Below are 14,656 nucleotides of genomic sequence, written 5' to 3' on the forward strand. Positions count from 1 at the left end.
ACTACGCCAATCCGGCCGCTACGGCCTTCTCGGTGGCGGCTCGGACGGCGGCCTCCTGCTCGGGCAGCAGCGGCACACGCGGCGGACGGCAGGGGCCGCCGTGGCGGCCGACGAGGTCCATGGACAGCTTGATGGCCTGGACGAACTCCACCCGCGAGTCCCACCGCAGCAGCGGATGCAGCTGCCGGTACAGGTCCCGCGCGGTGCCGAGGTCGCCGTCGACGGCCGCGTGGTACAGCTCGACCGAGGCCTGGGGCAGCGCGTTCGGGTAGCCCGCGACCCAGCCCTTGGCACCCGCTACGGCCAGCTCCAGCAGGACGTCGTCCGCGCCGATCAACAGGTCCAGTTCGGGAGCGAGTTCGGCGATCCGGTAGGCCCGGCGGACATCGCCGGAGAACTCCTTCACGCCCCGGATGTGCCCCTCGCCGTGCAGCCGGGCGAGCAGCTCCGGCACCAGGTCGACCTTGGTGTCGATCGGGTTGTTGTACGCCACGACCGGCAGGCCCGCCTTCGCGACCTCGGCGTAGTGGGCGACGACGGAGCGCTCGTCGGCGCGGTAGGCGTTCGGCGGCAGCAGCATCACCGCCTGGCACCCCGCCTCGCCCGCCTGTTCGGCCCAGCGCCGGGACTCGGCGGACCCGTAGGCGGCGACGCCGGGCATGACGCGCTGCCCGCCGATCGCGGCGACGGCCGTCTCTACGACCCGGGCGCGCTCCTCGGGGGTGAGCACCTGGTACTCGCCGAGGGAGCCGTTCGGCACGACGCCGTCGCAGCCGTTCTCGACGAGCCAGGCGCAGTGCTCCGCGTACCGGTCGTAGTTCACGGAGAGGTCGTCGTTCAGCGGGAGCGCGGTGGCGACGAGGACGCCGCGCCAGGGGCGGTGATCGGTCATGACTGTCCCTCCTGGGAGTGTTGCCGTGCGAGGACGCCGAGCGGCACGGGACGGGCGAACGGCCTTCTGGACGGGGCGGGCGGGCAGCCGGCGAGGCCCGCGACGGCGACGGCGCACATCCGGCCCTGGCACCAGCCCATCCCGGCCCGGGTGAGCAGCTTCACGGTGCGTACGTCGCCCGCCCCGAGGTCCAGGGCGTCGCGCACGGCACCGGCGGTGACCTCCTCGCAGCGGCAGACCACGGTGTCGTCGGTGACCTGCTCGGGCCAGTGCGCGGGCGGCGCGTAGGCGGCTTCGAGGGCGGCGGCGGATCTGCTGAGCCGTGCACGGGCCTTGAGGGCTGCCGGGGCCGGGTCGGCGACGGTGCCGTGCAGGTACGCGGCGGCGGAGCACCCTGCGATGTGTCCCTCGGCGAGGGCGAGGGCCGCGCCGCCGACGCCGGTGGCCTCGCCGGCCGCCCACACGCCGGGCACGTCCGTGCGCTGCTCGGGGTCGACGGCCACGGTGAGCCCGTCGAGGCCGCAGCCGAGGCCCTCGGCCAGGTCGGTGTGCGGGAGCATGCCGTGGCCGACAGCGAGGGTGTCGCAGGGCAGTCGCCGCTCGGTGCCGGGCCGGACACGTCCGGCGGCGTCGAGGGCGGCGATCGTGACGCCGGCCAGCCGGTCGTCGCCGTGGGCACGGACGACGGTGTGCCGGGCGAGGAACGGCACGCGGTGACGCAGCAGCCGGGCGGCGTATCCGGCCCCCTCCGGGAGCTTGCCCGCCAGGGCCCGGCCATGGCGGGCAAGGCGCTTGGGGTCGGCGGACTCGACGAGCGCGGCGACCTCGACACCGGCCGCCGCGAGCCCGGTCGCCACGGGCAGCAGCAGCGGCCCGGTCCCGGCCACGACGGCTCGGCGCCCCGGCACCACGAGCCCGCCCTTGAGCATGGCCTGGGCGCCCCCGGCGGTGACGACGCCCGGCAGGGTCCAGCCGGGGAAGGGCAGCACCTGCTCGTAGCCGCCGGTGGCCAGCAGCACGGCACGGGCCCGCACCTCGGCCGGCTCCTCCTGCGCCGGCCCGAGCAGCGCGTGCACGACGAAGCCGCCGGAGCCGCGCTCCACACACCACACATGATGATCGGTCAGCACCCGTACGGCACTGGCGGCGAGTCCGTCGCGCAGCCGCTCCCAGGTCCGCCACTGGTGGTGCAGCGCCTCGGGCCGCCCGGCGCCGAGCCCGGCGGCGGGCTGCCGGTAGAACTGCCCGCCCGTCTCCGTCGCCCCGTCGACGAGCGCGACCCGCGTGCCCCGCGCGGCCGCCGCGAGGGACGCGGCGAGACCGGCCGGTCCGGCCCCGATCACGACCAGGTCAGTCCGCATGACGCACCCCATCGTGGCCCGTCCCCTCCTGTGTGCCGATCACGTCCCCCGGCCGTACCGGCACCAGACAGGCGCGTTGGTTGGGGCGGCCGTTGACGCTCACCAGGCAGTCGAAGCAGACGCCGATCCCGCAGAACACCCCGCGCGGACGGCCCTCGCCCCGGGTGGCGCGCCAGGAGGTGACGCCCGCCGTCCACAGCACGGCGGCGACCGTCTGCCCGGGCAGCGCCTCGACCGGCCGCCCGTCGAACGTGACCGTGAAGGCGGGGCCGGGCCTGGCTCCCGCCAGCTCCAGCGGATTCACTCGGCCTCCTCGGTGAAGCGATCGGGCCGGAACGGGCCGAGGTCCAGGTCGGGCACCCGCCCGGTCAACGCCTGGGCGATCAGCTGCCCGGTGCCGGTGGCGAGCCCGATGCCCGCGCCCTCGTGCCCGCAGGCGTGGAGAAGTCCGGGCGCCCGGGGGTCCGGGCCGATCGCCGGCAGATGGTCCGGCAGATACGGCCGGAAGCCCACGTACGTGCGCAGGGCCCTGACATCGGCGAGGAAGGGGAAGAGGCCCGTCGCTCCCGCCGCCAGCGCGCGCAGTGCCGGGAGCGACAACGACCGGTCGAAGCCGACCCGTTCGCGGCTGGCGCCGATCAGGACCGGCCCGGCGGGCGTGCCCTCCACCACCGGGGAGGTCTGCAGCGCCGCCGAGTCGCTCGCGACATCGCCCACGTAGTCGGCGGCGTACACCTTGTGCCGGACGCGCGGCGGTAGTGGCTCGGTGACCAGGACGAAGCCGCGCCGGGGCAGCACCGGCAGGGAAACGCCCGCCCGGGCCGCGATCTCGCCGCCCCAGGTGCCGGCCGCGTTGACGACGGCCGGGGCGTGGATGGCGCCCCGGCCGGTCCGCACCCCGCGCACCGCGCCGCCGGGGTCGCGCAGCACGGCGGTGACCTCCCGGCCGGTGAGCAGCCGGGCGTTCGAGGCGCGCAGCAGGTGGGCCGCCGCGAGAGCGGGCATCACCTGGGCGTCCTGCGGGTAGTGCATGCCGCCCGCAAGCCCGGGAGCCAGGTAGGGCTCCAGATCGGAAAGCCGGTCGGGCGGCACGGAGACGGCCTCGACCCCGGCCGCGCGCTGCCCGGCGGCGAGTTCCTCGAGACCGGCCAGTGCCCCGTCGGTGCCGGCGACGACGACACCGCCCTTGGCCTCGTACTCGACGGTCTTCCCCAGCCCTTCCCGGGCCAGTTGGTCCCACAGCCGGGCGGACAGCAGGGCCAGTTCGAGCTCGGGTCCGGGCTCCTTGTCGGAGACGAGGAGGTTCCCCTCCCCGGCGCCGGTCGTACCGCCGGCCACCGCGCCCCGGTCCACCACGACGACGTCGAGGCCGGCACGGGCCGCGTACAAGGCACAGGCGGCGCCGACCACTCCGGCTCCGACCACCACGACATCGCAGGTCAGCGACTCGCTCACGCCAGTACTATGTCACACACCACATCGTCTGGGAATGGGGCGAACACTGGTGGAACGCGGCGGGAAGGGCTCAGTCGGCCGCCGGTACGACCCTCAGGTGGGAGGCGGCACGACGCGTCCCGCGCTCCCGGGACGGGGCGCGGCGGGCCTCACGCAGCACGAACGTGAGGCGGGTGCAGCCCAGTTCCTCGAGCGTCCTGGACGTCTCGACGACGACCCGGCACTCGGTGGCACCCCTGCGCGGGTCCGGGTGCAGCAGCGGGCGTACGGCACCGTCGTGCTCGACGGCGTCCTCGCCGACCGAGCGGATCCAGTGCGGCAGGCCCTGCCGGTACGCGGCCTCCATGATCGGGTCCTGGGCGATGTCACGGCGGACGGCCTGGAGCCCGTGGTCGGGACCGTGGCTCTCCACGGTGCGCGCGAAGTGCGCCAGCATGGGCAGACACCAGCTCGACTCGTGCTCGCCGAGCACCGAGGGGGCGTCGGGGTGGAACAGCACGAACCTGAGGAAGTTGTCGCCCGGCATGGCCGTCTGGTGCGGACCCACGCCGGCGAAAAGTGACCGGAACGCGCTATTGGTCAGCACCACGTCCCAGGAGTGGTCGACGACGAGCGAGGGGGAGGAGACGGCCTCCAGAAGCCCGGCGTAGTCCTCCAGATAGGCCTGGGCCTCTGGAGTCTCGGCGACGGGCCGCGGTGCCGGCCGCTGCCCTCCTGCCTGATATGCCATCGGGAGGTCACCCCTCTTGCCTGTGCGGCCTTGACGCGGCGCCCCGATCCTGCTGCCCGGAGCTGAGGCGTGTCAACTATCGTGGCATTTCATGCCTGTTGACGGCTGAAATTGGCCACAGTTGTGGCGAGACCTGGATGTGAGTTCGAAGCACCGGCTACGCTCCGGGAAGTTCACGCCGGGGAAAGTCACGGCATCCACTTGTGAGAAGCCTGTGAGAGACGTAGGAGATCTGTCGGTGACGGGTGGCTTCGTCGAAAGTCCGGGCGCCACGTCGACGGCCGTGCTACAGGCCGTCGTCTCCCGTGTCACCGCGCTCGCCGACCGGCTCGGCGTGCCGCACGCCGAGGTCTTCGGCATCGGCCGGCTGTCCGTCGCCTCCGGGGTCCCGGAACCGGTGGTGAAGGCCCTGCTCTGCGGCAGGCCCGCGGGCGAGCCCGATGTGCAGGCCCGGTTCCTGCAGCGCCTGGACCTGCTGCGCCGGACCCGGCTCAAGCCCACCGGCCGCAAGTACACCCAGCAGGAGATCGCCGACGGCGCCGGCATGTCCCGGCAGCAGGCCGGCGCCCTCATCAACGGCGACCGGCGCCCGACCATGGAGCACTGCGACGCCCTCCAGCGGTTCTTCCGGGTGCACGCCGGTTTCCTCACGGCGGAGGACCCCGAGGCGCTCGTGAGCGCCCTCCAGCACATCGAGCAGGAGCTGCTGCAGAAGCTCGCCGACCGTGAGCGGGAGGCGGCCGCGGCGGCCGACGACCCGCTGGAGCGGCTGTTGCAGGACCACGGCGTGCGCGGCATCGCCTGGCGGGCCGCGCAGCTGCCCACCGACCAGCACCGTGACAAGGTCGCGGAGTGGCTGGACATGCTCCTGGAGAGCGTCAAGCGGCCCGATTCGTGACCGTGGGGAGAACTGTGGGCATCGGTAAGGAAATGCGCCGCCTGTGCGGCGAGCTGGTCGCGGAGCTGACCCTCCCCGCGCCGGCACGGCCGGACGAGCTGTACACCGCGCTGTGCGACGCCATGAGCAGACGCCGTGGCCGGCCCGTGCACGTCCGTACGGCCGCCTTCCCGATCGGGACCGCCAGCGGGCTGTGGCTCGACATGGCCGAGCAGGACCTCGTCGTGATCGAGGAACGCACCGCGCCGGACCACCAGTTGGTGATCCTGGGCCACGAGCTGTGGCACATGAACGCCGGGCACTGCTCCCACCATGTCGAGGGCGCGGCGGTCGCGGCCCGGCTGCTCGACGACACGGCCGATCTCCAGGCGACGGTCCTGAAGGTCGCGGCGCGCACCCGCTTCGACCTGGACGACGAGAAGGAGGCCGAGAGCTTCGGTCTGCTGCTGGCCAGCAAGTGCCGGGCGTGGCTGGCAGGTTCGTCGTCGCGGGGGCCCGTGCAGCGGGATCATCTGGCGGGGCGGATCGAGGCGTCGCTTGGGTACCGGGGTCCGCAGGGCTGACGGGCCGCCTGGCGCATCCGCCGAGCGGGCGAACCGAGGGGCGGCGGGGCCGGATTGTCAGTGGTGGACGGCAAGCTGGAGGTGCGCCCCTTCTGTGCGGGGCGTGCGCGCCGAGCGGCGCGGGACCGATGACGCCGACACGGGGAGAAGCCGACCGATGCAGACCGCCGTACTGACCGACCGTGAGCGCACCGCCGTCCAGGCCTATCTGCGACTGCTGCACACCGTCCGGGCCGCGTTCGATCTGGAGACCGGCGGTCGTCCCGCGATCGTGCCGCCGGCCGTTCTCGCCGAGGCGGAGGCGGCGCTCGAACGGGCCGGGCTGACCGGTAACGAAGAGGAGTTTTTCGGGTTGCTGCGGAGCTGGTGTCCTGAGTAGCGCCTGTGTGAGGGGGCGGAGTCGAGCTCGGGGGTACGGATGGTCTTCCGGGTGCGGGCCGTTCGGGGTTGTTCGCGCAGTTCCCCGCGCCCCTGAGAGGCGCGCGGCGCCTCAGGGATGCGGTACCGCGACCGCCGTCGCGACCAGGCCGCGGGACGTCGTCCAGCGGCCCTCGAAACGGTCGAGGCGGCTGCCGCCCACCAGCGGCCCGGGGACGAGGAGCGCCGCGCGGAAGCCGCCGTCGACGGAGAGCTCGATGTCCGCCTCCATGAAGTCCAGCCACTTCCCGGTGAGGGGGAACCACGCCTTGTAGACGGACTCCTTCGCGCTGAACAGCAACCGGTCCCAGTGGATGTCGGGGCGCTCGGCCGCCAGCCGGCGCAGCCGCTCCGCCTCGGACGGCAGGGACACCGAGGGCAGGACGCCCTCGGGCAGCGGCCCGTGGATCTCGGCGTCGATGCCGAGCGAGGCCAGGTCGGCGGCGCGGACCAGGGCGGCGGCACAGTAGCCGTCGCAATGCGTCATGCTGCCGGCCAGTCCGGCGGGCCAGCCCGGGGCGCCGCGCTCCCCGGGCAGGACCGGCTGCGGCGGCACGCCGAGCTTCTCCATGGCACGGCGGGCGCAGGAGCGTACGGCGGCGAACTCCCGCCGGCGCTTGGCCACCGCCCGCGCCACGAGCGCCGCCTCCTCGGGGTACAGCGGTGCGTCCGCGCCGTCCTGGCCGTAGGCCTCCACGGTGACCACACTCGCGGGCAGCAGTTCCTCGATCACCTCTCCTCACCCTCCCCCGGCAGGATGCGCCGCAGCCGCCCCGGCGGCCCGGGCCGCTTGCGCCACTCACGGGGATAGCCCACCGACACCTCCTCGAAGCGGACGCCCTCGTGCCAGGTGGTACGGGGGATGTGCAGATGGCCGTAGACCATCGTGTGGACGCGGAACCTGCGGTGCCAGTCGGCGGTCAGCTCGGTGCCGCACCACATGGCGAACTCGGGGTGCCACAGGACATCCATCGGATGCCGGTCCAGCGGGTAGTGGTTGACGGGGATCACCGGCAGGTCCTCGGGCAGCTCGGCGAGTCTGCGCTCGGTCTCGGCGACCCGGGCCCGGCACCAGGCCTCCCGGCTCGGGTACGGGTCGGGGTGCAGCAGGTACTCGTCGGAGCACACGATCCCCGTGCCGTGGGCGTACTCCAGGCCCTGCTCCTTGGTCGTGCAGCCGGCCGGCAGGAACGAGTAGTCGTACAGCAGGAACAGCGGGGCGACGGCCACCGGGCCGCCCGGGCCGTCCCAGACGGGGTAGGGGTCCTCGGGTGTCGTCACGCCGAGTTCCCGGCACAGCTCGACCAGGTACTCGTATCGGGCGACGCCGCGCAGGGTGACGGAGTCGCTCGGATGGGTCCACAGCTCGTGGTTCCCGGGCACCCAGACGACCTTGCGGAAGCGGCCCGCGAGCGTCTTGAGGGTCCAGCGGATGTCGGCCGCGGTCTCCGCGACGTCACCGGCCACGAGCAGCCAGTCGTCGTCCGTCACGGGCGCCATGTTCTCGACCAGGGCGCGGTTCTCCCGGTAACCGATGTGCAGATCGCTGATGGCCAGCAGTTGACCGGAGCCACCGGCCGTCGATGTCACCCTGCATCCCCCTCCGCACACACGAACGCCACCAAGAGATCACATCCCGGCGCCCGGGGACAAGAGCGGCCGGACGGCCGCGACGGGAGGAATCCTTCACACGCGCGTTGCACGAGAGGGCCCGGCGAAGCCGTATGATCGGCCGCAACACCACCGCTGAGAACTCCCTTTCACAGGGGCGGTTTGGTGTACCCACATTCATCCTGCCCGGGCACGGGCTGCTCAGCCCTGCCCGCGAACCGTGAAAGGCGGCCTGCATGGTCTCTCGCGTACGCGTCTGGCTCAACCGCACGTACGCGGAGAACGTGTTCTTCATGGATCAGCTGCGGAGAAATCCCAGCGACCGGGCCGTCGAGATCCATGCCACCCACGCAGACCCCGACTCCCCCGTGCTGGCCGCGGCCGACACCGCCGAGCTGGAGCCCGAGGGCCTGTCCCCTGCCGGGTACGTCGAGTACGCGCTGGTCCAGTGCGCCCGGCGCGGCATCGATGTGTTCGTGCCCCGGCTGCACCAGTCGGCGGTCGTGGCGCACCGCGCCGAGTTCGAGGCCGCCGGAACGGCGGTGCTGGCGCCCCCGCCCGAGGCGGTGGCCGTCTTCCACGACAAGGTGATCGCCTACGAGGCGGTCCAGGCGATCGGGGTGCCGGTGCCGCCGTGGTACCGGGTCCGCTCGGCGGACGAACTGGTGACCGCCGTCGAGGAGCTGGAGGCCGGCGGACACAAGGCGTGCTTCAAGCCGGCGTCCGGGGCGGGCGGGGTGGGCTTCCGCGTGATCACGCGCTCGCCCTTCTCGCTGTCGCACCTGAACGGATTCCCCAGCCCGTACGTGCCGCTCGATCTGGTGCTGGAGGCGCTGCGGCAGGCCGAGGAGCCGGTGGACTGGCTGGTGATGCCGCGCCTGGAGCAGCCCGAGGTGTCGGTGGACTGCCTGACCGGTCCGGACAACCGGGTCCGGATGGCCGTGGGCCGCACCAAGAACGGCCGCCGCCGGGGCTTCACGCTGCACGAGCAGTGGCTGGACCCGGCCCGGCGGATCGCGGAGGGCTTCGGACTGCACTACCTGTCCAACATCCAGTTCCGGATGTTCGGCGACCGGCCGGTCCTCATGGACGTCAACACCCGCCCGGCCGGCGGCCTGCACCAGCTGTCCCTGTGCGGCGTCAACGCCCCGTGGGCGGCTGTGCGGCTGGCGCTCGGCGAGGACCCGGGCGAGGTGGTGCCGCCGTTCCTGGGCCAGGACTACTCGGTGGTGTCGGGGCCGCGCCCGCTGCGTCCGGTGGCGCTGCCGCAGCAGCGGGCGGAGGCGGCCGGGCCGCTGCCGCCGGTGCCGGTCGACTCCGTCGGGGCGGCCCCGCAGGCCGCGGTCGGGGCCCTGCCCCTCTAGCTCCGGGCCCCTCTGGCTCCGGGCCCCTCTGGCTCCGGGCCCCTAGCTCCGGCTAGGCGCCGTACCCCCACGCCTGGGCCAGTTCCTTCAGGCGTGGGGGCAGTTCGACGTCCGGGTCGGCGGTGCGGGCCGTCTGGATGCGGCCGGACTTGATGGTGCTGGACCAGTCACCGAGCTGGGGGCGGAAGGTGCCGTGGTCCTTGCTGCCGTAGTCGAGCATGCCGGGCTCCCAGGGCACTCCGAGGTGGTCGCAGATGCCGCGGGTGACCTTCTCCGGTTCGGCGGTGAGCTCCTCGTACGTGATCACGTGCGGGTCGAGGTTGCGGCGGGCCTCCTCCAGCTTCTCGCTGTATTCGAGGACCTCGGCCCGGACGGCCTCGTGATCGGGGTCGGTGCGGCGGCTGGTGAGGGAGGCGACGACCGCGCCGGGGTGGCGGAGCAGCAGGATGTAGCGGGCGTTCGGCCAACATCGGCGCAGTCGGGGCCAGATGAGGGTGTTGGGCGGGGTCTTGTCGACGATGACGTCCTTGCCGCTGCGGGTGAGTTCGAGGTGCAGCACCCGGTCCCACAGCACGTGTTCCAGCTCGTCCTTGTCGAGCTGGAGGGCCTGCATGGCGTCCGCGGTGAAGTCGCGGGACAGGCTGACGTGCACGGTGCGCAGGTGCATCTCGTGCGGGGCACGAATGCCGCTGTGGCTGTTGAGCAGGACGCGCAGCAGGGTCGAACCGGAGCGCACCGACGACAGCACGAAGACGGGCGAGTCCACCAGCCGGGGAGCGGCCGGGGCGGTGTAGGTGTCGGCGGCCGGGCGGGGGGCGGGGATCGCCTCGAGATTCCGGCGCGGAGGACTGACCGCCTCTATCACCAGCCTTCCGCGACGCTTCAGTCCCTTGCCGATGGCGGACATACGCGGGTCTCGCACGGTGACACCTTTCTTTCGCTGTGCGTTCCGATCCCAGGGGGGCCGGGCGAACCGCAGGTGTCGTACAGGCGAACCGGCCTGCTCACGGGCGTCCACATACCGTCCGTGAGCAGGCCTTTCACCGCTTTCTTAAACTTTCGTCAGAACCGGCCCGCGCCGCGGTACAGCTCCAGTTCCCCTTCCAGTTCGACGGCCAGCACCGTGGCGTACGGGTCGAGGTCCGCCGCGGCGGGGGGCTCGATCCAGAGGATGCCCGGGGTCTCGTGCAGCCCGCCGGTGACACGGTGGGGCAGTTCCGTGCCGCTGCCCAGGACCGAGACCCGGCGCACCTTGCTGAGCAGGCCGCGGACGTTGATCTCGGCGCGTGGGGCGTCGAACAGGGTCAGGTAGAGGGTGCGGCGGTCCTTGGACAGGGTGCTCGGGCCGTAGTGGTGGCCCGGCGGCAGTCCCCGGACGGTGCCGTACACCGCTTCCGCGTGCTTGGCGATCCAGGCGCCGAGTCCTTCCAGCCGCTCCGCCTGCTCGGCCGGGATGGTGCCGTCCTCGCGCGGGCCGACGCTGAGGAGCAGATTGCCTCCGCCGCCGATGGTCTCGGTGAAGTAGCGGATCAGCTGGTCGACCGACTTGTGGTTGTGGTCGTGGTGCTGGTGGCCCCAGGAGTCGTTGATCGTGAGGCAGAGCTCCCAGGGGCCCTCCGGCGGGATGACGGGTGCGCCCTGTTCCGGGGTGGCGTAGTCGCCCTCGCTCAGCATGCGGGCGTTGAAGACGACGTCCGGGACCTCGGAGCGGATGAGGGCGGCCAGTTCGGGGATGCGCCACTGCTCCTCGCTGCGGTCCCACTCGCCGTCGAACCACAGCAGGTCGGGCTTGTAGCGTGACACCAGCTCCCGCATCTGGCCGTCCCGGTAGGCCAGGAAGCGTTCCCAGGCGTCCAGGTCCTCGAACTCGGCGGCGACCTCGGAGTACCGGTTGTCCTCCAGCTCCGGCGGGCGGCCGGGCTTGCGGGTGGAGGCGTAGTCGGGGTGGCTCCAGTCCGAGTGCGAGTAGTAGAGGCCGACCTTGAGGCCCTGCTCGCGCAGGGCGTCCGCGTAGCCGGCGATCAGGTCGCGGCCCACGTTCAGGTCGCCGTGGGCGCTGTCCCACAGGGCGACGCCGTCGTGGTGGCGGCTGGTCAGCACGGCGTACCGGGCGCCGGCCCGCGCGAAGAGCCCGGCCCAGTCGCGCGGGTCGTAGCGGGAGGCCGTGAAGCGGTCGAACTGGGACATGTACTGGTCGTAGGGGACGATGTCGTCGTAGAACGACCAGGACTCCTGCACGCCGTCGACGGCGTAGATGCCCCAGTGGATGAAGATCCCGAGCTTGGCGTCGCTGAACCAGGGTTGTATGGCCATGGGTCAGCCCCGGCGCAGACGCAGCGTGAGGATCTGGAAGGGCCGCAGGGTGACGGAGACACCGCCGTCGGTGAGGTCCGCGTCCTCGGTCGGCCGTTCCAGCAGGTCGGTGATCTGTGCGCCGGCGAGCGGGAAGCCGGTGCGCAGAACGCCCCGGGCGCGGCCGCCGCGGGACTCGTAGAGCCGTACGACGACGTCGCCCGAGGTGTCGTCGGCGAGCTTGACCGCCTCCACGGTCACGCCCTCGCCCTCGACGGAGACGACCGGTGCGGGGGCGCCGGCCGCTTCGGTCACCCGGAGCGGGAGGTTGAGGGCGTAGCCCTCGGCGACGGCGTCCTCGATGCTCGCGCCGGGCAGCAGCGCGTAGGTGAAGCGGTGGCGGCCCTGGTCGGCCTCGGGGTCCGGGATGCGCGGGGCGCGGACCAGGCTGAGGCGGACGGTGGTCGTGGTGCCGCCGTCCTCGCGGACCGTGCGGGAGACGTCGTGGCCGTAGGTCGAGTCGTTGATGACCGCGACGCCGTAGCCGGGTTCGCCCAGGTGCACCCAGCGGTGGCCGGAGACCTCGAAGCGGGCCGCCTCCCAGCTGGTGTTGGTGTGGGTGGGCCGCTGGATGTGGCCGAACTGGATCTCGGCGGAGGAGTGCGGGGCACGGATGTCGACCGGGAAGGCCGCCTTGAGGATCTTCTCGGTCTCGTGCCAGTCGATGTCCGTCTCGATGTCGATCCGGGGGCTGCCGGCGCGGACGGTGATCGTCTGGGTGATCGTGGAGCCCTTGCCGAAGGACCGCTCGACGCGGATGGCGCCGATCAGCGGGTCCTGCTCGACGACCGTGACGGACGAGACGTCCAGCAGGTCCGTGTAGCGGTTCCGGTAGTGCTTGTCGATGTCCCAGGCGTCCCAGTAGTTGGGCAGGTCGGTGTGCAGGCGCAGCAGGTTGCCCGGGTCGGCCAGGACCTCGCGGTTCGCGCGCAGGTCACGGACGGAGGACAGGGTGCCGTCCTGGGCGATCTCCACGCGGACCAGCCCGTTGTCGAGCACCCGGCCGCTGACCGTCACAGGCTGCGCGGGCCGGGCGTCGGCGAGGGGCGCGGAGCCGTTCGCGGGCACCTCGACGTACACCGGTGCGCCGTCGGCGGTGCGGATCACCTCGGCGCGGGCGTAGGGGCTGGTGTTGAAGGCGCGGGTCTCGCCGGCGCCGAGCGCGGCCACCGCCTCGGCTGTCAGCGTGTGCAGTTCCGTGGCGACTCGTGCGTACTCGGCCTCGGCCTCGCGGTGCACCCAGGCGATGGAGGAGCCGGGCAGGATGTCGTGGAACTGGTGCAGCAGCACCGTCTTCCAGAGCCGGTCCAGCTTCTCGTGAGGGTAGGCGTACCCGGGTGCGTGCAGCGCGGCCGTCGTCGCCCACAACTCGGCCTCGCGCAGGAGGTGCTCGGAGCGGCGGTTGCCCTGCTTGGTGCGGGCCTGGGAGGTGTAGGTGGCGCGGTGCAGCTCCAGGTAGAGCTCGCCGACCCAGACCGGGGCGTCCGGGTACTCCTCGCGGGCCTTGGCGAAGAACTCGTCGGGGTGCTCGACGACGACCTTCGCCGAGCCCTCCAGGTCCGCCAGGCGGCGGGCGCGTTCCATGATCTCGCGGGTGGGGCCGCCACCGCCGTCGCCCCAGCCGAAGGGGGCCAGAGAGCGGGAGGCGCCGCCCTTCTCCTGGTAGTTGCGGACCGCGCGGGACATCTCCTCGCCGCTGAAGCGGGCGTTGTAGGTGTCGACCGGCGGGAAGTGGGTGAAGATGCGGGTGCCGTCGATGCCCTCCCACCAGAAGGTGTGGTGGGGGAACTTGTTGGTCTGGTTCCAGGAGATCTTCTGGGTGAGGAACCACTCGTTCCCGGCGAGCTTGGCGATCTGTGGGTAGGCCGCGTTGTAGCCGAAGGAGTCCGGCAGCCAGACGCCCTTGGTCTCGATGCCGAAGTGCTCGATGAAGAACCGCTTGCCGTGGATGAACTGGCGGGCGACGGCCTCGCCGCCCGGCAGGTTGCCGTCGGACTCGACCCACATGCCGCCGACCGGCGCCCACTGGCCCTTCTTGACGGACTCCTGGATGCGGACCCACACCTTGGGGTAGTTGTCGCGCACCCACTCGTACTGCTGGGCCTGGGAGCAGGCGAAGATGAAGTCGTCGTACTCGTCGGCCAGGGACGTGACGTTGGAGAACGTGCGGGACGTCTTGCGCTTGGTCTCGCGGATCGGCCAGAGCCAGGCGGAGTCGATGTGGGCGTGCCCGACGCCGGAGACGGTGTGCGCGCTGGCGTGCGCGGGGCGGGCGAGGACCGGCTGGAGCGCCTCGCGGACGGCGGGTGCGGAGCCGGAGACGTCGTCCAGGTCGAGCAGGTCCATCGCCCGGTCGAGCGCGTGGGCGATCTCGTGCCGGCGCGGGTCGTGCTCGCCCAGCTCCAGCATCAGCTCGCGCAGCACCTGGACGTCGAGGTCGAGATGCCAGACCTCCTCGTCGAGGATCGCGATGTCGGCGCTGCGGAAGGTGTAGAGCGGCTTGTCACCCGCGGTCAGCTTGTCGCCGAGCGGGGTGGTCTTCGAGAAGTTGTCCGCGAGGATGTCCGGGTTGGAGGCGGCCTCGACCAGGTAGTCGACCGTCTCCCCGCCCGTCGCCGGGTCGGCGATCGCCACGTACTGGTTGAGCGGGTTGACGGCCTTCAGCGGGGTGCCGTCCGTGAGGTGCACGAGAGCCTCGGCCTGGTTGCCGGGCCAGTCGCCCACGAAGCCGAGGTCGATGACGGCCTCGACGCGCTTGCCGGCCCACTCGGCGGGCACCTGGCCGCGCATGCGGAACCAGGTGGTGCCCCAGGGCGGGCCCCACGGGGTGCCCATCGCGAACGGCTCGTACGAGGCGGCGGCGGCCTCCTCGAACGGGACCGGCTCCCCCGGCGCCTGCCAGGCCTCCACCTCGAAGGGCACGGTGGCCGCGTAGATCGCGGTCTTGATGCGCTGGTCGTGAAGGCGCTGCACGCGCTCTTCGATCCGGCGGCTTTCGTCATGCATGAGATGT

14 protein-coding genes are annotated in these 14,656 nt (G+C 72.5%); 4 read left to right on the forward strand and 10 right to left on the reverse strand.

From position 1 onward, the window contains the following. Position 1: 1 nt before the first annotated feature. The 5 genes from AC07DF_RS35045 to AC07DF_RS35065 all read right to left on the reverse strand — a co-directional run bounded on the left by AC07DF_RS35045 (position 2) and on the right by AC07DF_RS35065 (position 4,438). Positions 2 to 892 carry a dihydrodipicolinate synthase family protein gene (locus AC07DF_RS35045; RefSeq protein ID WP_478980520.1) on the reverse strand — a complete coding sequence of 297 codons (891 nt, stop codon included), beginning with the start codon at positions 890 to 892 and terminating at the stop codon, positions 2 to 4. Then, positions 889 to 2,253 carry an FAD-dependent oxidoreductase gene (locus AC07DF_RS35050; RefSeq protein WP_478980522.1) on the reverse strand — a complete coding sequence of 455 codons (1,365 nt, stop codon included), beginning with the start codon at positions 2,251 to 2,253 and terminating at the stop codon, positions 889 to 891. Before AC07DF_RS35050 ends, AC07DF_RS35045 begins: the two co-directional genes overlap by 4 nt. After that, positions 2,243 to 2,557, reverse strand: a complete 315-nt coding sequence (locus tag AC07DF_RS35055) for a (2Fe-2S)-binding protein (protein WP_478980524.1) — start codon at positions 2,555 to 2,557, stop codon at positions 2,243 to 2,245. The genes AC07DF_RS35050 and AC07DF_RS35055 overlap by 11 nt, the downstream gene beginning before the upstream one ends. Further along, positions 2,554 to 3,708 (reverse strand): NAD(P)/FAD-dependent oxidoreductase, encoded by a 1,155-nt coding sequence (locus tag AC07DF_RS35060; protein ID WP_478980526.1) that lies wholly within the window; start codon positions 3,706 to 3,708, stop codon positions 2,554 to 2,556. The genes AC07DF_RS35055 and AC07DF_RS35060 overlap by 4 nt, the downstream gene beginning before the upstream one ends. Before the next feature lie 70 nt (positions 3,709 to 3,778). Then, complete coding sequence (locus AC07DF_RS35065) at positions 3,779 to 4,438, reverse strand: MmyB family transcriptional regulator (protein ID WP_478980528.1); 660 nt, start codon at positions 4,436 to 4,438, stop codon at positions 3,779 to 3,781. Between the two features lie 238 nt (positions 4,439 to 4,676). On the opposite strand from AC07DF_RS35065, the gene AC07DF_RS35070 reads away from it, so the two are divergent. The 3 genes from AC07DF_RS35070 (at position 4,677) to AC07DF_RS35080 (ending at position 6,278) form a co-directional block, all read left to right on the forward strand. Next, the gene (locus tag AC07DF_RS35070) at positions 4,677 to 5,336 is read left to right on the forward strand and encodes a helix-turn-helix domain-containing protein (protein ID WP_478980530.1); all 660 of its coding nucleotides are present in this window, start codon (positions 4,677 to 4,679) and stop codon (positions 5,334 to 5,336) included. Positions 5,337 to 5,368: 32 nt separating this feature from the next. After that, positions 5,369 to 5,899, forward strand: coding sequence for a toxin-antitoxin system, toxin component (locus AC07DF_RS35075; protein WP_478980773.1), 531 nt, complete (start codon positions 5,369 to 5,371; stop codon positions 5,897 to 5,899). A 157-nt stretch (positions 5,900 to 6,056) separates the two neighbouring features. After that, the gene (locus AC07DF_RS35080) at positions 6,057 to 6,278 is read left to right on the forward strand and encodes a hypothetical protein (protein WP_478980532.1); all 222 of its coding nucleotides are present in this window, start codon (positions 6,057 to 6,059) and stop codon (positions 6,276 to 6,278) included. Between the two features lie 111 nt (positions 6,279 to 6,389). Here the strand turns inward: AC07DF_RS35080 and AC07DF_RS35085 are convergent, their stop codons facing one another. Next, positions 6,390 to 7,049 (reverse strand): 4'-phosphopantetheinyl transferase family protein, encoded by a 660-nt coding sequence (locus tag AC07DF_RS35085; protein WP_478980534.1) that lies wholly within the window; start codon positions 7,047 to 7,049, stop codon positions 6,390 to 6,392. After that, positions 7,046 to 7,906, reverse strand: coding sequence for a metallophosphoesterase family protein (locus tag AC07DF_RS35090; RefSeq protein ID WP_478980536.1), 861 nt, complete (start codon positions 7,904 to 7,906; stop codon positions 7,046 to 7,048). Before AC07DF_RS35090 ends, AC07DF_RS35085 begins: the two co-directional genes overlap by 4 nt. Before the next feature lie 257 nt (positions 7,907 to 8,163). On the opposite strand from AC07DF_RS35090, the gene AC07DF_RS35095 reads away from it, so the two are divergent. Then, entirely contained in the window at positions 8,164 to 9,291 is a 1,128-nt protein-coding gene (locus tag AC07DF_RS35095; RefSeq protein WP_478980539.1) for an ATP-grasp domain-containing protein, read from the forward strand. Positions 9,292 to 9,343: 52 nt separating this feature from the next. Here the strand turns inward: AC07DF_RS35095 and AC07DF_RS35100 are convergent, their stop codons facing one another. From AC07DF_RS35100 to AC07DF_RS35110, 3 genes are all read right to left on the reverse strand, one after another. After that, entirely contained in the window at positions 9,344 to 10,213 is an 870-nt protein-coding gene (locus tag AC07DF_RS35100; RefSeq protein WP_478980541.1) for a sulfotransferase family protein, read from the reverse strand. 140 nt (positions 10,214 to 10,353) lie between these two features. Continuing rightward, positions 10,354 to 11,604, reverse strand: coding sequence for an alpha-L-fucosidase (locus AC07DF_RS35105; RefSeq protein WP_478980543.1), 1,251 nt, complete (start codon positions 11,602 to 11,604; stop codon positions 10,354 to 10,356). Positions 11,605 to 11,607: 3 nt separating this feature from the next. Continuing rightward, complete coding sequence (locus tag AC07DF_RS35110; RefSeq protein ID WP_478980545.1) at positions 11,608 to 14,649, reverse strand: alpha-mannosidase; 3,042 nt, start codon at positions 14,647 to 14,649, stop codon at positions 11,608 to 11,610. Between the last annotated feature and the right edge of the window lie 7 nt (positions 14,650 to 14,656).

The sequence above is a fragment of the Streptomyces sp. NPDC044719 genome (assembly GCF_056433405.1).